At 67.2% G+C, this 18531-nt stretch carries 30 protein-coding genes; all 30 read right to left on the reverse strand.

All coding sequences use genetic code 11. The features are described 5' to 3' along the window. Nucleotides 1-99: 99 nt before the first annotated feature. Nucleotides 100-615, reverse strand: coding sequence for a 30S ribosomal protein S9 (rpsI, locus tag ACFY0O_RS11035; RefSeq protein ID WP_030031261.1), 516 nt, complete (start codon nt 613-615; stop codon nt 100-102). 41 nt (nt 616-656) lie between these two features. Next, nucleotides 657-1100 (reverse strand): 50S ribosomal protein L13, encoded by a 444-nt coding sequence (rplM, locus tag ACFY0O_RS11040; RefSeq protein WP_358893640.1) that lies wholly within the window; start codon nt 1098-1100, stop codon nt 657-659. A gap of 236 nt (nt 1101-1336) precedes the next feature. Continuing rightward, complete coding sequence (locus ACFY0O_RS11045) at nt 1337-2611, reverse strand: glycosyltransferase family 87 protein (RefSeq protein ID WP_388945477.1); 1275 nt, start codon at nt 2609-2611, stop codon at nt 1337-1339. A gap of 66 nt (nt 2612-2677) precedes the next feature. Next, nucleotides 2678-4306, reverse strand: coding sequence for an ABC-F family ATP-binding cassette domain-containing protein (locus ACFY0O_RS11050; RefSeq protein WP_388945480.1), 1629 nt, complete (start codon nt 4304-4306; stop codon nt 2678-2680). A 48-nt stretch (nt 4307-4354) separates the two neighbouring features. Further along, nucleotides 4355-5206 (reverse strand): tRNA pseudouridine(38-40) synthase TruA, encoded by an 852-nt coding sequence (gene truA, locus ACFY0O_RS11055; protein ID WP_388945481.1) that lies wholly within the window; start codon nt 5204-5206, stop codon nt 4355-4357. 102 nt (nt 5207-5308) lie between these two features. Next, nucleotides 5309-5776 (reverse strand): 50S ribosomal protein L17, encoded by a 468-nt coding sequence (gene rplQ, locus ACFY0O_RS11060; protein WP_030298228.1) that lies wholly within the window; start codon nt 5774-5776, stop codon nt 5309-5311. Between the two features lie 84 nt (nt 5777-5860). Beyond that, nucleotides 5861-6883: a DNA-directed RNA polymerase subunit alpha gene (locus ACFY0O_RS11065; protein ID WP_215023456.1), complete on the reverse strand. Its 1023-nt coding sequence runs from the start codon at nt 6881-6883 to the stop codon at nt 5861-5863. A gap of 151 nt (nt 6884-7034) precedes the next feature. Beyond that, on the reverse strand, nt 7035-7439 hold the full coding sequence (rpsK, locus tag ACFY0O_RS11070) for a 30S ribosomal protein S11 (protein WP_003956432.1): 405 nt from the start codon (nt 7437-7439) through the stop codon (nt 7035-7037). A gap of 54 nt (nt 7440-7493) precedes the next feature. Continuing rightward, nucleotides 7494-7874 (reverse strand): 30S ribosomal protein S13, encoded by a 381-nt coding sequence (rpsM, locus tag ACFY0O_RS11075; protein ID WP_007265919.1) that lies wholly within the window; start codon nt 7872-7874, stop codon nt 7494-7496. 196 nt (nt 7875-8070) lie between these two features. Then, entirely contained in the window at nt 8071-8184 is a 114-nt protein-coding gene (gene rpmJ, locus ACFY0O_RS11080) for a 50S ribosomal protein L36 (protein WP_003956441.1), read from the reverse strand. Between the two features lie 62 nt (nt 8185-8246). After that, on the reverse strand, nt 8247-8468 hold the full coding sequence (gene infA / locus ACFY0O_RS11085) for a translation initiation factor IF-1 (RefSeq protein WP_003956442.1): 222 nt from the start codon (nt 8466-8468) through the stop codon (nt 8247-8249). Nucleotides 8469-8607: 139 nt separating this feature from the next. Beyond that, a complete protein-coding gene (gene map / locus ACFY0O_RS11090) occupies nt 8608-9459 on the reverse strand; it encodes a type I methionyl aminopeptidase (RefSeq protein WP_388945484.1) in 852 nt (283 codons plus the stop codon). Nucleotides 9460-9560: 101 nt separating this feature from the next. Next, complete coding sequence (locus ACFY0O_RS11095) at nt 9561-10208, reverse strand: adenylate kinase (RefSeq protein WP_388945486.1); 648 nt, start codon at nt 10206-10208, stop codon at nt 9561-9563. Further along, a complete protein-coding gene (gene secY / locus ACFY0O_RS11100) occupies nt 10208-11521 on the reverse strand; it encodes a preprotein translocase subunit SecY (protein WP_388945488.1) in 1314 nt (437 codons plus the stop codon). Before secY ends, ACFY0O_RS11095 begins: the two co-directional genes overlap by 1 nt. 184 nt (nt 11522-11705) lie before the next feature. Beyond that, entirely contained in the window at nt 11706-12161 is a 456-nt protein-coding gene (gene rplO / locus ACFY0O_RS11105) for a 50S ribosomal protein L15 (protein WP_358893647.1), read from the reverse strand. A gap of 2 nt (nt 12162-12163) precedes the next feature. Beyond that, the gene (rpmD, locus tag ACFY0O_RS11110; protein ID WP_005313525.1) at nt 12164-12346 is read right to left on the reverse strand and encodes a 50S ribosomal protein L30; all 183 of its coding nucleotides are present in this window, start codon (nt 12344-12346) and stop codon (nt 12164-12166) included. Next, a complete protein-coding gene (gene rpsE, locus ACFY0O_RS11115; RefSeq protein ID WP_266574523.1) occupies nt 12346-12948 on the reverse strand; it encodes a 30S ribosomal protein S5 in 603 nt (200 codons plus the stop codon). The genes rpmD and rpsE overlap by 1 nt, the downstream gene beginning before the upstream one ends. A 45-nt stretch (nt 12949-12993) precedes the next feature. Further along, entirely contained in the window at nt 12994-13377 is a 384-nt protein-coding gene (rplR, locus tag ACFY0O_RS11120) for a 50S ribosomal protein L18 (protein ID WP_030026334.1), read from the reverse strand. Nucleotides 13378-13379: 2 nt separating this feature from the next. Further along, entirely contained in the window at nt 13380-13919 is a 540-nt protein-coding gene (gene rplF, locus ACFY0O_RS11125; protein WP_358893648.1) for a 50S ribosomal protein L6, read from the reverse strand. 20 nt (nt 13920-13939) lie between these two features. Beyond that, entirely contained in the window at nt 13940-14338 is a 399-nt protein-coding gene (rpsH, locus tag ACFY0O_RS11130) for a 30S ribosomal protein S8 (protein ID WP_007265911.1), read from the reverse strand. A gap of 222 nt (nt 14339-14560) precedes the next feature. Continuing rightward, entirely contained in the window at nt 14561-14746 is a 186-nt protein-coding gene (locus ACFY0O_RS11135; protein ID WP_003956452.1) for a type Z 30S ribosomal protein S14, read from the reverse strand. A 5-nt stretch (nt 14747-14751) separates the two neighbouring features. Further along, entirely contained in the window at nt 14752-15303 is a 552-nt protein-coding gene (gene rplE, locus ACFY0O_RS11140) for a 50S ribosomal protein L5 (protein ID WP_358893649.1), read from the reverse strand. Next, the gene (gene rplX, locus ACFY0O_RS11145; RefSeq protein ID WP_007265909.1) at nt 15303-15614 is read right to left on the reverse strand and encodes a 50S ribosomal protein L24; all 312 of its coding nucleotides are present in this window, start codon (nt 15612-15614) and stop codon (nt 15303-15305) included. The genes rplE and rplX overlap by 1 nt, the downstream gene beginning before the upstream one ends. Nucleotides 15615-15616: 2 nt before the next feature. Further along, nucleotides 15617-15985, reverse strand: a complete 369-nt coding sequence (gene rplN, locus ACFY0O_RS11150) for a 50S ribosomal protein L14 (protein ID WP_003956455.1) — start codon at nt 15983-15985, stop codon at nt 15617-15619. A 100-nt stretch (nt 15986-16085) separates the two neighbouring features. After that, on the reverse strand, nt 16086-16367 hold the full coding sequence (gene rpsQ / locus ACFY0O_RS11155) for a 30S ribosomal protein S17 (protein ID WP_030008467.1): 282 nt from the start codon (nt 16365-16367) through the stop codon (nt 16086-16088). Further along, nucleotides 16367-16591 (reverse strand): 50S ribosomal protein L29, encoded by a 225-nt coding sequence (gene rpmC / locus ACFY0O_RS11160; RefSeq protein WP_007265907.1) that lies wholly within the window; start codon nt 16589-16591, stop codon nt 16367-16369. The genes rpsQ and rpmC overlap by 1 nt, the downstream gene beginning before the upstream one ends. Next, complete coding sequence (rplP, locus tag ACFY0O_RS11165; RefSeq protein WP_007265906.1) at nt 16591-17010, reverse strand: 50S ribosomal protein L16; 420 nt, start codon at nt 17008-17010, stop codon at nt 16591-16593. The genes rpmC and rplP overlap by 1 nt, the downstream gene beginning before the upstream one ends. 5 nt (nt 17011-17015) lie before the next feature. Continuing rightward, complete coding sequence (rpsC, locus tag ACFY0O_RS11170; RefSeq protein WP_007265905.1) at nt 17016-17855, reverse strand: 30S ribosomal protein S3; 840 nt, start codon at nt 17853-17855, stop codon at nt 17016-17018. Next, nucleotides 17855-18202 carry a 50S ribosomal protein L22 gene (rplV, locus tag ACFY0O_RS11175; protein ID WP_007265904.1) on the reverse strand — a complete coding sequence of 116 codons (348 nt, stop codon included), beginning with the start codon at nt 18200-18202 and terminating at the stop codon, nt 17855-17857. Before rplV ends, rpsC begins: the two co-directional genes overlap by 1 nt. A 42-nt stretch (nt 18203-18244) precedes the next feature. Further along, on the reverse strand, nt 18245-18526 hold the full coding sequence (gene rpsS, locus ACFY0O_RS11180) for a 30S ribosomal protein S19 (protein WP_007265903.1): 282 nt from the start codon (nt 18524-18526) through the stop codon (nt 18245-18247). Nucleotides 18527-18531 lie beyond the last annotated feature (5 nt).

Below are 18531 nucleotides of genomic sequence, written 5' to 3' on the forward strand. Positions count from 1 at the left end.
CTAGTGACAGATGTTTGCCGCTTTTGGCGGTAAACGAACCGCCCCGGCAGCACGGAGAGTGCTGCCGGGGCGGTTTCGTTGCTGAACAGCAGGCGCAGATTAACGCTTGCTGTACTGCGGAGCCTTGCGGGCCTTCTTGAGACCGGCCTTCTTGCGCTCGACCGCACGGTCGTCGCGGGAGAGGAAGCCGGCCTTCTTGAGCGCCGGGCGGTTGTTGTCCACGTCCGCCTCGTTCAGCGCGCGGGCCACGCCGAGGCGCAGGGCGCCGGCCTGACCGGAGACGCCGCCACCCGAGATGCGGGCGATGACGTCGTAACGGCCGTCGAGCTCGAGGAGCTTGAAGGGCTCGTTGACTTCCTGCTGGTGCACCTTGTTGGGGAAGTAGTCCTCAAGGGTGCGACCGTTGATCTTCCACTTGCCGGTGCCCGGAACGATCCGGACGCGGGCGATGGCGTTCTTGCGACGGCCCAGGCCGGCGGCCGGCTGGGGGTCGCCGAAGCGACCGGCAAGGGACTCGGAGGTGTAGTCGCCCTCGACGGCGACGTCCGACTCGGTGGTGTACTCCTCGACGCCCTCGAACTCGTCGACGGGGGTCTCGGCGGTGGTCTCGGCCACGATGCTCCTCAGAATTCTCTGTGTGTAAGGGGTGGCCGGAACTACTGCGCGACCTGGGTGATCTCGAACGGCACCGGCTGCTGGGCAGCGTGGGGGTGCTGGTCGCCCGAGTAGACCTTCAGCTTCGAGAGCATCTGACGGCCCAGGGAGTTCTTGGGGAGCATGCCCTTGACGGCCTTCTCGACGGCCTTCTCCGGGTTGTTCGCCAGCAGGTCGTCGTAACGCACGGAGCGCAGACCGCCCGGGAAGCCGGAGTGGCGGTAGGCCATCTTCTGCGAGGCCTTGTTGCCGGACAGGTGAACCTTGTCGGCGTTGATGATGATGACGAAGTCGCCCATGTCCATGTGGGGGGCGTAAGTCGGCTTGTGCTTGCCGCGCAGGAGGGCGGCGGCCTGGGTCGCCAGACGGCCGAGGACAACGTCCTGGGCGTCGATGACGAGCCACTGGCGCGAGATGTCGCCGGGCTTGGGGCTGAACGTACGCACGCGTATGCCTTCGCTTCTTCAGTGGTGGGTCATCCCATAGGGCACAAGCCCCGCGGGAAGGGTCCTGACAGGGTCACCACGGACGATCACGACAGCCCTCGTTCACATCGGGGACGCACCCGAGTGAAAACCGCTGGTCATCGGTCCGGTGGACCGGCGTAAGGCCCTTTCACGTGAGAATGAGAAAGCCCATACGCATAACAAACCAGCAGGATACCCATTCAGACCCATACGGGTCAAAACGCGGTCCGCGATGCCGATGCTGCTGGCGTCGCGGCGCACTCCGGTTCGGTCCTGGGTGGGGACCCCGCAGTTGTTACTGGCCCAAGAATAACCCGACGGGAACGCAGTGCACGACGCCCCAGCAGAAAGGCGAGCCCGCACAGGGTCGCCGCGTCCTTGAACGCGCGCCGCTTGTGGGCCAGCTCAGAGGGCCACGGCACCAGCGCCAGCTGCGGCGTCAGGGCCAGCCAGAACCAGGGCGAGCGGGGCATCGAGCCCGGCCGCACCCCCGAGGCCAGCAGCAGCGGCAGCACCACCAGGAGGTAGTGGTCGAAGGATGGACGGGACACCAGGAATGCGGCGAGCATCACCATGCAGGCCGTCTCCGCCAGCCGCAGCTCACCCCCGTCGGGCTCGTCCGCGTCCGGCCGCCGCCACCTCCGCCAGGCCCCCCACAGCCCGGCGCCCGCCCCCGCGAAGGCCACCGCCACCGCCACCGGCTGCGGCACCCCCAGCCGCGGCAGCACCGCGATCGGCGAGGCGTCCCACGGCAGCGCGTACCCGTCCTGCCCCTGGAACAGGAAGGGCAGCGTCTTGGTGAAGAACAGCGTCGGGCTCGGCATCAGCAGCGCCCCCGCAAGCGACAGCACCACCGGCACCGCCGCCGCCACCGCCAGCCCCCGCCACCGCCGGGCCAGCACGAAGACCAGCCCGGCCGGCACCAGCATCGGCTTGCAGGCGATCGCCACCCCCACCACCAGCCCCGCGGCCACCCAGGACCTGCGGTGCGCCAGCAGCAGCGCCACCGGCAGGGCCGCCGCGGAGACCGCCGTCCAGTTCCCGATCAGCACCAGGTTCAGGTACGGCTTGTACAGCAGCCCCAGCAGCCCCAGCCCGCCGACCGCGAACCGCGAGCCCGGCGGAACGGAGAACAGCCGCAGAGCCGCCCACCAGCCGACGCCGACCAGCCCCGAGATCCCCGCCGGCAGCAGCCAGCGCAGCACCCCCGTGGGCAGCAGCGCCTCCGGCACCGCCATCAGCACCGCGCTCGGCGGGTACAGGAAGCGCCGGTCCTCGTACGGGGAGACCCCCTCCAGCAGCGCGTCCGCCGCCTTGACCACGAACGCGTTGTCCGAGCCCCAGTTCGCCCGCAGGCTCGTCGAGACCGAGACGGCCAGCAGCACCGCCAGCGCCACGACCCGCCAGGGCCGCGGCGCCGCCGTGAGCAGCCAGGCGACCACCCGGTCCCCGGTGACCGGCCGGTCACTCCGCGTCAGCCAGATGCGCATGAGCCAGATGCTAGGCCTCAGCCCCACCACGCCTCCCCCTCGACCCGCGCGGAGGAGGTCCGCCCCCTAGCGCTTCCGGTCGACCCTACGTTCGTCCCAGACGGGCTCCTGAGTCTCCCGGACAACACCGTCTGAACCGAAGACCAAGTAACGGTCAAATGTGCGCGCGAACCAGCGGTCGTGCGTCACGCACAGCACCGTGCCCTCGTACGACTCCAGACCGTCCTGCAGGGCCTCCGCCGACTCCAGGTCCAGGTTGTCGGTGGGCTCGTCCAGCAGCAGCGCCGTGGTCCCGGCCAGCTCCAGGAGCAGGATCTGGAACCGCGCCTGCTGGCCGCCCGACAGCCGCTCGAACGGCTGCTCCGCCTGCCGCTCCAGCTCGTAGCGGCGCAGCGCCCCCATGGCCTGGCCCAGCGGCTTGGCCGCCTCCGTCCACAGGATGTCGACGAGCGTGCGGCCGAAGAGCTCCGGGTGGGCGTGGGTCTGCGCGAAATGGCCGGGAACCACCCGTGCGCCCAGCTTCCAGTCACCCGTGTGCTTGACGTCCTCCCCCGCCAGCAGCCGCAGGAAGTGGGACTTGCCGGAGCCGTTCGAGCCGAGGACCGCGACCCGCTCCCCGTAGAAGACCTCCAGCGAGAACGGCTTCATCAGGCCGGTCAGCTCCAGGTTCTCCACCGTCAGCGCGCGCACGCCCGTCCGGCCGCCCTTGAGCCGCATCGTGATGTCCTGCTCCCGCGGCGGCTCCGGCGGCGGCCCGGCCTCCTCGAACTTCTTGAAGCGGGTCTGCATCGCGTGGTAGCGCGAAGCCATGTCCGGGCTGCTCGCCGCCTGGTTGCGCAGCCGCAGGACCAGGGCCTTCAGCCGGGCGTGCTCCTCGTCCCAGCGCCGCTTGAGCTCCTCGAAGCGGGCGAAGCGCTCCTTGCGGGCCCCGTGGTACGTGCCGAAGCCCGCGCCGTGCACCCAGACGTCCGAGCCCGTCGGGCCCGCCTCCAGGCTGATGATCTTCTCGGCGGCCTGGGTGAGCAGCTCCCGGTCGTGGGAGACGAACAGGACCGTCTTGCGGGTGGCCCGCAGCTGCTCCTCCAGCCACCGCTTGCCCGGGACGTCGAGGTAGTTGTCCGGCTCGTCCAGCAGCAGCACCTCGTCCGGCCCGCGCAGCAGCGCCTCCAGCACCAGCCGCTTCTGCTCGCCGCCGGAGAGCGTGCGCACCTGCCGGAACTGGGCCTGGTCGTAGGGGATGGCCAGCGCGGCCATGGTGCAGACGTCCCAGAGCGTCTCCGCCTCGTAGCCCTGGACGTCCGCCCAGTCGCTGAGCGCCTGGGCGTAGGCCATCTGCGCGGCCTCGTCGTCCACGGTGAGGATCAGCTCCTCGGCCCGGTCCACGGCCTTCGCCGCCTCCCGGATCCGCGGCTGGGACACCGAGACCAGCAGGTCCCGCACGGTCGACTCGTCGCGCACCGAGCCCACGAACTGGGACATCACGCCGAGGCCGCCGCTGATCGTGACCCCGCCGCCGTGCGGCTGGAGCTCACCGGAGATCAGCTTCAGCAGAGTGGTCTTGCCGGCGCCGTTGGCCCCCACGAGGGCCACCACCGCCCCCTCCCCCACGCGGAAGGAGACGTCGGGGAGCAGCACCCGTCCGTCGGGCAGGTAGTACTCCAGATGGCTGGCTTCGAGATGTCCCATGCCGGGCATTGTCCAGGTCCGGCAGGGCCGGACCCAAACCCCGTACGCGGGGGACGCCTAGCAGCAGCCCTTGCCGGGAAGGGTGCGCATGTTCCGGGCCTCCTTGCTGCGGGTGGCCAGCAGGTCGTCCGCCGGGTAGCCGACCTCCTCCAGGGTCAGCCCGTGCGGCTTGACCACGTGCACGGAGGAGTCCCGGACGGCCGCGGCCAGGACCTGCCCGGGCCACTCGACGGGCCGGTGGCCGTCGCCGACGTGCAGCAGGGCGCCGACCAGGGAGCGGACCATGTTGTGGCAGAAGGCGTCGGCGCGGACGGTCGCGGTGACGATCCCGTCCTCGTCCCGCACCCAGCTGAGCTCCTGGAGGGTGCGGATGGTCGTGGCGCCCTCGCGCTTCTTGCAGTAGGCGGCGAAGTCGTGCTCGCCGAGCAGGGCGCGGGAGGCCTCGTTCATCGCGTCCACGTCCAGCGGCCACTGGTGCCACAGCACGTGCCCGCGGCGCAGCGGGTCGACGCCGCCCTGGTGGTCGCCGACCCGGTAGGCGTAGCGGCGCCAGATGGCGGAGAACCGGGCGTTGAACCCCTGGGGGGCCTCGGCGACCTTCCACACCCGGATGTCGTGCGGGAGCCGGCCGGCGAGGCGGCGCAGGAGCAGGCCGCCGTGCTCGGCCCAGACCTCCTGCGCGATGTCGAACTGCGCGACCTGCCCGCGGGCGTGCACGCCCGCGTCGGTGCGGCCGGCGACGGTCAGCTCGACCGGCTCCTTGAGCCGCATCACCGTCCGCAGGGCGCTCTCCAGCTCGCCCTGGACGGTCCGCAGCGTGCGCTGCTTCGCCCAGCCGGAGAACTCCTTGCCGTCGTAGCTCAGGTCCAGCCGTACCCGGACGTGCCCGGGCTCCACCTCGTCACTCACGTGACAGATCCTCTCAGACGCGCGGAAATGCAGAACGGGCCCGCCCCGGGAAGGGGCGGGCCCGTTCAGAGCCGATCAAGCAAGCTCGATCCCGGAGCGGGATCAGGCCTCCTTGGTCTCCTCGGCGGCGGGAGCCTCGGCCACGGCCTCGGCGTCCTTGGCGGCGCGCTTGGTGGCGGCCTCGGCCTCACCAGTGGCCTGCTGGGCGACCGTGAGGGCCTCGACCAGCTCGATCACGGCCATCGGGGCGTTGTCGCCACGACGGTTGCCGATCTTGGTGATGCGCGTGTAACCACCGGGGCGGTTCTCGTAGCGCGGGGCGATCTCGGTGAACAGCGTGTGCACGATGCTCTTGTCCGTGATCGTCTGCAGCACCAGGCGACGGTTGTGGATGTCGCCCTTCTTGGCCTTGGTGACCAGACGCTCGGCGTAGGGACGCAGGCGGCGGGCCTTGGCCTCGGTGGTGGTGATGCGGCCGTGCTCGAAGAGCGCCTTCGCGAGGTTCGCGAGAAGGTGCTTCTCGTGCGCGGCGGAGCCGCCCAGACGGGCACCCTTTGCGGGACGCGGCATGGTGTTACTCCTTCATATCTGCACCGGCCGTGTCAGGTACCGGTGTCAGTTCCCCCGGGGCGGCTGCCCCGGGAAAGTCTCTTCTCAGTACTGCTCGGTCTCGACGAAACCGGCGTCCGCGTCGTCGTCGGCGCCGAAGGCGTCGGCGGCGGCGGTCGGGTCGAATCCGGGCGGGCTGTCCTTGAGGGCCAGGCCCATGCCGGCGAGCTTCGCCTTGACCTCGTCGATCGACTTCGCACCGAAGTTGCGGATGTCGAGCAGGTCGGCCTCGGAGCGGGCCACGAGCTCACCCACGGAGTGGATGCCCTCGCGCTTGAGGCAGTTGTACGAGCGGACCGTGAGCTCGAGCTCCTCGATCGGCAGCGCCAGGTCGGCGGCCAGGGCGGCGTCCGTGGGGGACGGGCCCATGTCGATGCCCTCGGCGTCGATGTTGAGCTCGCGCGCCAGACCGAACAGCTCGACCAGGGTCTTGCCGGCGGACGCCATGGCGTCACGCGGGCGCATGGCCTGCTTGGTCTCGACGTCGACGATGAGCTTGTCGAAGTCGGTGCGCTGCTCGACTCGGGTCGCCTCGACCTTGTAGGTGACCTTCAGAACCGGCGAGTAGATGGAGTCGATCGGGATACGGCCGATCTCCTGGCCCACCTGCTTGTTCTGGACGGCGGAGACGTAGCCGCGACCGCGCTCGACGGTCAGCTCCATCTCCAGCTTGCCCTTGCCGTTGAGCGTGGCGAGGACCAGGTCCGGGTTGTGCACCTCGACACCGGCCGGGGGCGCGATGTCGGCAGCGGTGACCAGGCCGGGACCCTGCTTGCGCAGGTACATCACGACCGGCTCGTCGTGCTCCGAGGAGACGACCAGCTGCTTGATGTTGAGGATGATGTCCGTGACGTCTTCCTTGACGCCCGGCACGGTGGTGAACTCGTGCAGGACGCCGTCCACGCGGATGCTGGTGACAGCGGCACCCGGGATGGAGGACAGGAGGGTACGGCGCAGGGAGTTGCCGAGGGTGTAGCCGAAGCCCGGCTCCAGCGGCTCGATCACGAACCGCGAGCGGTACTCGTCGACGACCTCTTCGGTCAGCGAAGGACGCTGAGCGATAAGCATGTCTGTGTTCCTTCAGTCGTGGACGCCCACTATTTGACGCCCGACAGGTGCGGCCCGGGGGCCGCGGACTTACAAGGGTACGGGCGGTACGTCCCCCCGAGGGGGTACGTACCGCCCGGACACTCAAAGACGCACAGGTGCGTCCGCTGCGTCAGACGCGGCGGCGCTTCGGCGGGCGGCAGCCGTTGTGCGGGGTGGGGGTGACGTCCTGGATCGAACCCACCTCGAGGCCGGTGGCCTGGAGGGAGCGGATCGCGGTCTCACGGCCGGAGCCGGGACCCTTGACGAAGACGTCGACCTTGCGCATGCCGTGCTCCTGCGCGCGGCGGGCGGCCGACTCGGCGGCCATCTGCGCGGCGAAGGGGGTGGACTTGCGCGAGCCCTTGAAGCCGACGTGGCCGGCGGAGGCCCAGGAGATCACGTTGCCGGACGGGTCCGTGATCGAAACGATGGTGTTGTTGAACGTGCTCTTGATGTGGGCGTGCCCGTGAGCGACGTTCTTCTTTTCCTTGCGGCGCACCTTCTTGGCAGCGCCCTGACGACCCTTGGGGGGCATCTCTTACTCCTACGGGAGGTGGTCGGTCCTACAGCGCAAGACCGCTGAACAGGACTACTTCTTGCCCGGCTTCTTCTTACCGGCGATCGCGCGACGGGGGCCCTTGCGGGTACGCGCGTTCGTGCTGGTGCGCTGACCGTGGACGGGCAGACCGCGACGGTGGCGGATGCCCTGGTAGCACTGGATCTCGATCTTGCGGCGGATGTCGCCCTGGATCTCGCGGCGGAGGTCACCCTCGGTACGGAGGTTGGCGTCCACGTACTCGCGGATCTTGACGAGGTCCTCTTCGGCCAGGTCACGAACGCGGGTGTTCGGGTTCACGCCGGTGGAGGCGAGGATCTCCTTGGACCGGGTGCGCCCGATACCGAAGACGTAGGTGAGTGCGATCTCCACGCGCTTTTCGCGCGGGATGTCAACACCGGAAACGCGTGCCATTCAATGGCTCCTGTGTGTTCGGGGGTCTGCAACAGAACCGCTCCCGACCGCCGACCACCCGAGTGGGTGGTGGTACGTCCGGGTCCCCGGCCCCCGCCGGAGGTGCCGCCGGCCCCTGAGGGCTGGGCGGGTTCTGCTTATGTACGTTTTGTTACGTCGCGCGAAGAACTGCGGAAGGCAGGTCGGTCGGCGTGCGTCAGCCCTGGCGCTGCTTGTGGCGCAGGTTGTCGCAGATGACCATGACCCGGCCGTGACGGCGGATCACCTTGCACTTGTCGCAGATCTTCTTGACGCTCGGCTTGACCTTCATGTGGGTGAGGTTCTCCGGGTCAGTGCCACCACCCGCGCCGGAGCGGGGTGCGGGGGCAAGATCTACTTGTATCGGTAGACGATCCGGCCACGCGTCAGGTCGTAGGGAGACAGCTCCACAACGACCCGGTCATCGGGAAGGATGCGGATGTAGTGCATACGCATCTTGCCGCTGATGTGCGCGAGGACTTTGTGACCGTTCTGGAGTTCCACCTTGAACATGGCGTTCGGGAGGGACTCGATCACGGTGCCCTCGATCTCGATGGCACCTTGCTTCTTGGCCACGCTTCGCCTTTCGAATCGGCTACCTTGATCGGCTCACGGACATGCGAATGCACGTAAGCCGACGAGTCAGTCTACGTCAGGGCACCCAGAAAGACGAATCCGGAAAGTTTGCCCCAGAGTCTAGATCATTAACCGGCGGCTACCCGAGGGGGTCCGGCGCGGTCGTCACGCCGTATTCCGCGAGCTTTGCCTTGCCGCAGTCCGGGCTGGTCAGGACGATCGGACCGGCCTCGGTGAGGGCGACCGAGTGCTCCCAGTGCGAGGACCAGGTGCCGTCCGTGGTGATGACCGTCCAGTCGTCGGCGAGTACCTCCGTCTGGGCGGTGCCCAGGGACACCATCGGCTCGATCGCCAGGCACAGACCCGGGACCAGCTTGACGCCCTTGCCCCGCTTGCGCGAGACGTAGTTCAGCAGGTGGGGGTCCATGTGCATCTCGGTGCCGATGCCGTGGCCGCCGTAGTCCTCGATGATCCCGAACTTGCCGAGGCTGTGTTCACCGGTGGACGGGCGGGGCTGGCGCTTGATGTAGCCCTCGATCGCCTTCGAGATGTCCACGAGGCGGTTGCCCGCCTTCATGGCCGCGATACCGGCCCACATGGACTCCTCGGTCACCCGCGACAACTCGACCAGCTCCGGAGCGTGACCGGTGCCCACGAAGGCCGTGTAGGCGGCGTCCCCGTGCCAGCCGTCCACGATGGCACCGGCGTCGATGGAGATGATGTCGCCGTCCTTGAGGACCGTCTTGTCGTCCGGGATGCCGTGGACGACGACCTCGTTCACCGAGGTGCAGATGGTCGCGGGGAAGCCGCCGTACCCGAGGAAGTTCGACTTCGCCCCGGCGTCCGCGATGACCTTGCGGGCCACCATGTCGAGGTCGCGCGTCGTGGCGCCCGGCACGGCCGCCTCACGGGTCGCCGCGTGGATCGCGGCGACGACCAGCCCTGCCTCGCGCATCTTCGCGATCTGCTCGGGGGTCTTCAGCTGAACCATGAAACGGCCTTCCACCTTCGATAAAACGGGGTCTTCCCAACAGTACGGCCGCGATGCCCGGAGGACATCGCGGCCGTACTGTCGGTCACGTACAGGAGTGACTACTTCTTCAGGGCGTCCATCGCCCGCTTGGTGATCTCGTGCACCTCGCCGAGGGCGGAGATGGTCACCAGCAGACCCTGGGCCTTGTAGTAGTCGATGATCGGCTCGGTCTGCGTGTGGTAGACCTCCAGCCGGTTGCGGACCGTGTCCTCGGAGTCGTCGCCGCGCTGGTACAGCTCGCCGCCGCACTGGTCGCAGACGCCCTCGACCTTCGGAGCCGCGTAGATCACGTGGAACACGTGCGCGGAGTCCTGGCGGCAGATGCGCCGGCCGGCGATGCGCTTGACGACCTCGTCCTCCTCGACCTCCAGGTCGAGGACGGCGTCCAGCTTCATGCCGGCACCGGTCAGCATCTCGTCCAGGGCCTCGGCCTGGGCCACGTTGCGCGGGAAGCCGTCGAGCAGGAAGCCGCCCGCGGCGTCCGGCTGCTCCATGCGGTCCTTGGCCATGCCGATGGTGATCTCGTCCGGGACGAGCTCGCCGGCGTCCATGAACGCCTTCGCCCGCACGCCCAGCTCGGTGCCCTGGCTGATGTTGGCGCGGAAGAGGTCGCCCGTGGAGATGTGCGGGATCGACAGGTTCTTGGCGAGGAACGCGGCCTGCGTTCCCTTGCCCGCCCCGGGGGGTCCGACGAGGACGATTCGCATCAGCGGAGGAACCCTTCGTAGTTGCGCTGCTGGAGCTGGCTCTCGATCTGCTTCACGGTTTCCAGACCCACACCCACGATGATCAGGATGCTCGTCCCGCCGAACGGGAAGTTCTGGTTCGCTCCGAAGCCGGCCAACGCCATTGTCGGCACTAGAGCGATGAGACCCAGGTACAGCGAGCCCGGCCAGGTGATCCGGTTGAGTACGTAGCTCAGGTACTCAGCCGTGGGCCGGCCGGCGCGGATGCCCGGGATGAACCCACCATACTTCTTCATGTTGTCGGCAACTTCCTCGGGGTTGAACGAGATCGCCACGTAGAAGAACGCGAAGAAGACGATCAGGAGGAAGTAGGCGGCGATGTAGTACGGGTGGTCGCCCTTGACGAAGTGCTTCTGGATCCAGGTCGCCCAGCTCGCGGTCGAGCCGCTGAACTGCACGATCAGGGCCGGGATGTACAGCAGCGACGAGGCGAAGATGACCGGGATGACACCGGCCTGGTTCACCTTGAGCGGGATGTAGGTGGACGTGCCGCCGTAGGCACGGCGACCGATCATGCGCTTCGCGTACTGCACGGGGATCCTGCGCTGGGCCTGCTCGACGAAGACCACCAGGGCCACCATCGCCAGGCCGACGAGGATGACGACCGCGAACTCGACCCAGCCACCAGCGATCTTGCCCTGGAGCTTGATCGTCCACAGGGCGGAGACGAAGCCGGCCGCGATCGAGATGAACATCAGGATCGACATGCCGTTGCCGATGCCGCGGTCCGTGATGAGCTCACCGAGCCACATGACGATGCAGGTACCGGCGGTCATGGTGATCACCATCGTGATGGTGGTGAAGATCGAGCGGTCCGGGACGATCTCGCGAGCGACGGGGCAGCTGCCGAACAGGGCGCCGGTACGCGCGGTGGCGACGAGGCCGGTGCCCTGGAGGATCGCGAGCGCGACCGTCAGATAGCGGGTGTACTGCGTGATCTTCGAGGTGCCGGCCTGTCCCTCTTTCTTGAGGTTCTCCAGCTTCGGAATGACCACGGTCAGCAGCTGCAGGATGATGCTCGCGGTGATGTACGGCATGATGCCGAGCGCGAAGATCGTGATCTGCAGCAGCGCGCCGCCGCTGAACATGTTGACCAGACCGAAGAGGCTGTTGCTGCTCCCCATCTGGTCCACACAGATCTGAACGTTCTTGTAGCTCACGCCGGGTACCGGGATGTGGGACCCGAGCCGATACAGCACGATGATGCCGAGCGTGAAGAGCAGCTTCTTGCGCAGGTCGGGCGTCTTGAACGCCCGGGCGAACGCGGTGAGCACGGTGCCTCCTGCGACCCCCGCGCTACTGCGTCAGAGGTGACGGTCTGAGGATCGACGATTACGGACAAGCAAAGGTGCAGGCCACCTTACCGGCGACTACGCCCCCCGTGGAACGACCAACCGGGGATGCCCCATATGTGAGGCATCCCCGGTCGGGTTTTAGCTATTTGTCACAGAGTTCGTCTTAGACGAGCTCGGTCACGGAACCGCCGGCGGCGGCAATCTTCTCCTTGGCGGAGGCGGAGACGGCGTCAACCGAAACCGTCAGCGCCACGGAGATCTCGCCCTGGCCCAGGACCTTGACGAGGCTGTTCTTGCGAACCGCGCCCTTGGCGACCAGGTCGGCCACCGTGACCTCTCCACCCTCGGGGTAGAGGGCGCCGAGCTTGTCCAGGTTGACGACCTGGAACTCGGTGCGGAACGGGTTCTTGAAGCCCTTGAGCTTCGGCAGACGCATGTGGAGGGGCATCTGCCCACCCTCGAAGCGCGTCGGCACCTGGTAGCGGGCCTTCGTACCCTTCGTACCACGACCAGCCGTCTTACCCTTCGACGCCTCACCACGACCGACACGGGTCTTCGCGGTCTTGGCACCGGGGGCGGGACGGAGGTTGTGGGCCTTCAGCGGGCTGTTCTCAGCCATGATTAGTCAACCTCCTCAACCGTCACGAGGTGGCGGACGGTGTGCACCATTCCGCGGAACTCGGGGCGGTCCTCCTTGACGACGACGTCGTTCAGGCGCTTGAGCCCGAGCGAACGCAGCGTGTCGCGGTGGTTCTGCTTGCTGCCGATGTACGACTTCGTCTGCGTGATCTTGAGGCGGGCCATCAGACACCCGCCCCAGCGCGCGCACGGAGCAGAGCCGCGGGAGCGACGTCCTCGAGGGGCAGACCACGGCGAGCCGCGATCTCCTCGGGACGCTGCAGGCCCTGGAGGGCCGCCACGGTCGCGTGCACGATGTTGATCGCGTTGTCGGAGCCGAGCGACTTCGACAGGATGTCGTGAACGCCGGCGCACTCCAGAACGGCGCGCACCGGGCCACCGGCGATAACACCGGTACCGGGGGAAGCAGGCTTCAGCAGGACAACGCCGGCCGCCTTCTCGCCCTGGATCGGGTGCGGGATGGTGCCCTGGATGCGGGGAACCTTGAAGAAGTTCTTCTTGGCTTCCTCGACGCCCTTGGCGATGGCCGCGGGAACTTCCTTGGCCTTGCCGTAACCGACACCTACGGTGCCGTCACCGTCACCCACCACGACGAGCGCGGTGAAGCTGAAGCGACGACCACCCTTGACAACCTTGGCGACGCGGTTGATCGCGACAACGCGCTCAACGTAAGCGGTCTTCTCGGCGGCAGCGCCACCGTCGCGACCCTTCCGGTCCCGCCGCTCGCCGCCACCGGCACCGCTTCCGCGGCGCTGGGGTCCAGCCATTGGATTACCTCTCTCTGTTACGTCCGTGAGTCCCGGAACCGGGGCTTAGAACTTCAGCCCGGCTTCGCGGGCGGCGTCAGCCAGAGCGGCAATGCGCCCGGCGTATCGGTTGCCACCGCGGTCAAAGACGACGGTCTCGACGCCGGCAGCCTTCGCACGCTCGGCCACGAGCGCGCCGACGGCCTGGGCCTGGGCGCTCTTGTCGCCTTCGCCACCGCGGATCGAAGCGTCCAGGGTCGACGCGGACGCCAGGGTGTGGCCCTGGAGGTCGTCGATGACCTGAGCAACGATGTTGCGGTTCGAACGCGTCACGACGAGGCGCGGACGCTCCGCCGTACCCGAGACGTTCTTGCGGATGCGGATGTGGCGGCGAGCCTTGGCAGCGCGCTTGTACGCGTCGCCCTTGGCGATCTTCACACCGTATGCCATGGCTACTTACCAGCCTTTCCGACCTTGCGGCGGATGACCTCGCCGGCGTACTTGACACCCTTGGCCTTGTACGGGTCGGGCTTCCGCAGCTTGCGGATGTTGGCGGCGACCTCGCCGACCTTCTGCTTGTCGATGCCCTCGACCGAGAACTTGGTCGGGGACTCGACCTTGAACGAGATGCCCTCGGGCGCCTCGACCAGGATGGGGTGGCTGTAGCCGAGCTGGAACTCCAGGTCGGAGCCCTTCGCGGCCACACGGTAACCGACACCGCTGATCTCGAGAGCCTTGGCGTACCCCGCGGTCACGCCGGTGATCATGTTCGCCACCAGCGTGCGGGACAGGCCGTGCAGGGCCTTGTTCTGACGCTCGTCGTTCGGGCGGGTGACGTTCAGAACGCCGTCCTCACCCTTGACGATCTCGATCGGCGCCTTGACGGTGTGCGTGAGGGAACCCTTGGGGCCCTTCACCGCGACCGTCTGGCCGTCGATGGTGACGTCCACACCGGCGGGAACCTGGATGGGGAGCTTGCCGATTCGCGACATTGCTTTTCCTCCGTTCCCGACTACCAGACGTAGGCGAGGACTTCCCCACCTACGCCCTTCTTGCCTGCCTGCTGACCGGTCAGGAGACCGTGCGACGTGGAGATGATCGCCACGCCCAGGCCGCCGAGGACCTTCGGCAGGTTGGTGGACTTCGCGTACACGCGCAGACCGGGCTTCGAGATCCGCTTGATGCCCGCGATGGAGCGCTCACGGTTCGGCCCGAACTTCAGCTCGAGGACGAGGTTCTTGCCGACCTCGGCGTCCTCGACCTTCCAGCCGGTGATGAAACCCTCCTGCTTGAGGATCTCCGCGATGTGCGACTTGATCTTGCTGTGCGGCATCACGACGGTGTCGTGGTACGCCGAGTTAGCGTTACGCAGACGCGTGAGCATGTCTGCGATCGGGTCAGTCATGGTCATGAAAGTGGCCTTCGGCCTCTCTCGCCGGGGTTTCCTGTATGTGCCATCCCTCTCCCCACTCGGTGGCGGGACGGGTGCGGCACGGGGACCTACGGCGTAGTAAGTCGATAGGGCGGCGGACGCCCAACCCCACAAGCCTACGGCATGCGGGCAGGGCGGTCCGCCGACCTGATGCTTACCGAGAGCGTCTGGAAAACCTCAACACCCAAAGGTGAAAGGGGTTTACCAGGAGCTCTTGGTCACGCCCGGCAGCTCGCCACGGTGAGCCATCTCACGGAGGCACACGCGGCAGAGGCCGAACTTGCGGTACACGGAGTGGGGACGACCGCAGCGCTGGCAGCGGGTGTACGCACGCACACCGAACTTGGGCTTGCGGGCAGCCTTCGCGATGAGAGCCTTCTTCGCCATCTCGCTTACGCCTCCTTGAAGGGGAAGCCGAGGTGACGGAGGAGCGCGCGGCCCTCAGCGTCGTTGGTCGCCGTGGTGACCACGGTGATGTCCATACCCCGGGTACGGTCGATCTTGTCCTGGTCGATCTCGTGGAACATGACCTGCTCGGTGAGACCGAAGGTGTAGTTGCCACGGCCGTCGAACTGCTTCGGCGACAGACCACGGAAGTCACGGATACGCGGCAGCGCGAGCGACAGCGTACGGTCCAGGAACTCCCACATGCGGTCACCACGGAGGGTGACGTGGCAGCCGATCGGCTGACCCTCACGCAGCTTGAACTGCGCGATGGACTTGCGGGCCTTCGTGACGGCCGGCTTCTGACCGGTGATCGTCGTCAGGTCGCGGATGGCGCCGTCGATCAGCTTCGAGTCACGGGCGGCGTCGCCGACACCCATGTTCACGACGATCTTGACGAGGCCGGGAATCTGCATGACGTTCTCGTAGGAGAACTCTTCACGCATCTTGCCCGCGATCTCCTCGCGGTACTTCGTCTTCAGACGCGGAGTGGTAGCCATCAGATGTCCTCACCCGTGCGCTTGGCAACGCGGATCTTGTTGCCCTCGTCGTCGAAGCGGAAACCGACGCGGGTGACGACCTTCTTGCCGTCCTTCTCCACGACCAGCTGGACGTTGGACACGTGGACGGGGGCCTCGGTGATCACGATGCCGCCGGCCTGGTTCTGCCCAGCCTTGGTGTGCTTCTTGACCCGGTTGACACCCTCGACCAGGACGCGGGACTCGGTCGGGAAGGCCGCGATGACCTTGCCCTGCTTGCCCTTGTCCTTACCGGTGATGACCTGGACCAGGTCGCCCTTCTTGATCTTCATGCTTACAGCACCTCCGGCGCGAGCGAGATGATCTTCATGAACTTCTTCTCGCGCAGCTCACGGCCGACGGGGCCGAAGATACGGGTGCCGCGAGGGTCGCCGTCGTTCTTCAGAATGACGGCGGCGTTCTCGTCGAAGCGGATGTACGAGCCGTCCTGGCGGCGGCGCTCCTTGACGGTGCGAACGATGACGGCCTTGACGACGTCACCCTTCTTCACGTTGCCGCCGGGGATCGCGTCCTTGACGGTGGCGACGATGACGTCACCGATGCCCGCGTAGCGGCGACCGGAGCCACCGAGAACACGGATGCAAAGGATCTCCTTGGCACCAGTGTTGTCGGCGACACGCAGTCGCGACTCCTGCTGGATCACGTCTATCTCCTGTTTGTCTGCCGGTTCCCGGCCGGGGCTCCCTGAAGGAGCCCCGGCCGAGCCTGGCGGAACGAATCCGAGGGAAGACCCCTCGGACTAATTACTTGGCCTTCTCGAGGATCTCGACGATGCGCCAGCGCTTGCTCGCCGACAGCGGACGCGTCTCCATGATGAGGACGCGGTCGCCGACGCCGGCAGCGTTCTGCTCGTCGTGAGCCTTGAGCTTGTTCGTACGGCGGATGACCTTGCCGTACAGCGCGTGCTTGACGCGGTCCTCGACGGCGACGACGACGGTCTTGTCCATCTTGTCGCTGACGACGAGACCCTCACGGGTCTTGCGGAAGCCGCGCTCGGTCTTCTCAGTCACGTTGTTCTCGCTCATCAGGCGTTCTCCACCGTCTCGATACCGAGCTCACGCTCGTGCATCAGGGTGTAGATGCGAGCGATGTCCTTACGGACGGACTTGAGCCGGCCGTTGTTCTCCAGCTGACCGGTGGCCGCCTGGAAACGGAGCTTGAAGAGCTCCTCCTTGGCCTCGCGCAGCTTGGCAACGAGCTCCTCGTTGCCGAGCTCGCGGAGCTCGGACGCCTTGGTTCCCGTCGCCATCACGACTCACCTGCCTCGCGCTTGACGATGCGGCACTTCATCGGCAGCTTGTGGGCCGCACGAGTGAGAGCCTCACGCGCAATCTTTTCGTTCGGGTAGGACAGCTCGAACATGACCCGGCCCGGGTGCACGTTCGCGATCCACCACTCCGGGGAACCCTTACCGGAACCCATGCGGGTCTCGGCGGGCTTCTTCGTCAGCGGACGGTCCGGGTAGATGTTGATCCAGACCTTGCCGCCACGCTTGATGTGGCGGGTCATCGCGATACGAGCCGCCTCGATCTGGCGGTTCGTCACGTAGGCGGGGGTGAGCGCCTGGATGCCGTACTCGCCGAACGAGACCTCAGTACCGCCCTTGGCCATACCGCTGCGCTTCGGGTGGTGCTGCTTGCGGTGCTTGACCCTACGAGGGATCAGCATGTCGGTCAGGCCTCCGTTCCGGTGCTCTCGGCCGGAGCGGCGGCGGGGGCGTCGGCCTTGGGGGCCTCGGCACCAGCAGCCTGCTGCGGCTTGCGGCCACCACGGCCGCCGCGCTCGCCACCACGGCCACCACGGCCGGCGGGACGGTCGCCAGCGCCGGCACCACGGGCCGGGCGGTTACCCGCACGGGCCGCGGCGTTCTCGGCGCGAACCTCGGCGATGTTCTTGACGTCGCCCTTGTAGATCCAGACCTTCACACCGATACGGCCGAAGGTGGTCTTGGCCTCGAAGAAGCCGTAGTCCACGTTCGCGCGCAGCGTGTGCAGCGGCACACGACCCTCGCGGTAGAACTCGGAGCGGGACATCTCGGCGCCGCCGAGACGGCCGCCACACTGGATCTTGATGCCCTTGGCGCCGGCCTTCATGGTGCCCTGCATGCTCTTGCGCATGGCACGACGGAAGGAGACGCGGGAGGAGAGCTGCTCGGCGACGGCCTGAGCAACCAGCTGAGCGTCGAGCTCGGGGTTCTTGACCTCGAGGATGTTCAGCTGGACCTGCTTGCCCGTGAGCTTCTCGAGGTCACCGCGGATGCGGTCGGCCTCGGCGCCACGGCGGCCGATGACGATGCCGGGACGAGCGGTGTGGATGTCCACACGCACGCGGTCACGGGTGCGCTCGATCTCAACCTTCGAGATGCCGGCGCGCTCCATGCCGGACGTCATCATCCGACGGATGGCGACGTCTTCCTTGACGTAGTCCTTGTACAGCTTGTCGGCGTACCAACGCGACTTGAAGTCGGTGGTGATGCCGAGCCGGAACCCGTGCGGGTTTACCTTCTGGCCCATTACCGGGAACCTTCCTTGCTGCTGACGACCACGGTGATGTGGCTGGTCCGCTTGCGGATCCGGTAGGCACGGCCCTGCGCACGCGGACGGAACCGCTTCAGGGTCGGGCCCTCGTCCACGTACGCCTCGCTGATGACCAGCGTGGAGGCGTCCGGGTGGTTGTAGTTGTGTGCGGCGTTGGCAATGGCGCTGTCCAGCACCTTGCCAACCGGCACGCTCGCGGCCTGCGGGGCGAAACGCAGGACCGCCTGAGCCTCCGTGGCATCCATGCCACGGATGAGGTCCACCACGCGGCGGGCCTTCATGGGCGTGACGCGGATGTACCGCGCCTGGGCCCTGGCTTCCATGGTTGTCCCTTCGGTGTTAGTCATAGTCGTAACCACCCCGCGTTAGCGGCGCTTCGACTTCCGGTCGTCCTTGACGTGGCCGCGGAAGGTGCGAGTCGGCGAGAACTCGCCGAGCTTGTGGCCGACCATCGACTCGGTGACGAACACCGGGACGTGGGTCTTGCCGTTGTGCACCGCGATCGTGTGACCCAGCATGCTGGGGATGATCATCGAGCGACGGGACCAGGTCTTGATGACGTTCTTGGTGCCGGCTTCGTTCTGGGCGTCCACCTTCTTTACGAGGTGGTCGTCGACGAAGGGCCCCTTCTTGAGACTGCGCGGCATCTAAA

This window comes from Streptomyces sp. NPDC001594, assembly GCF_042893675.1.
Classification (GTDB): domain Bacteria; phylum Actinomycetota; class Actinomycetes; order Streptomycetales; family Streptomycetaceae; genus Streptomyces.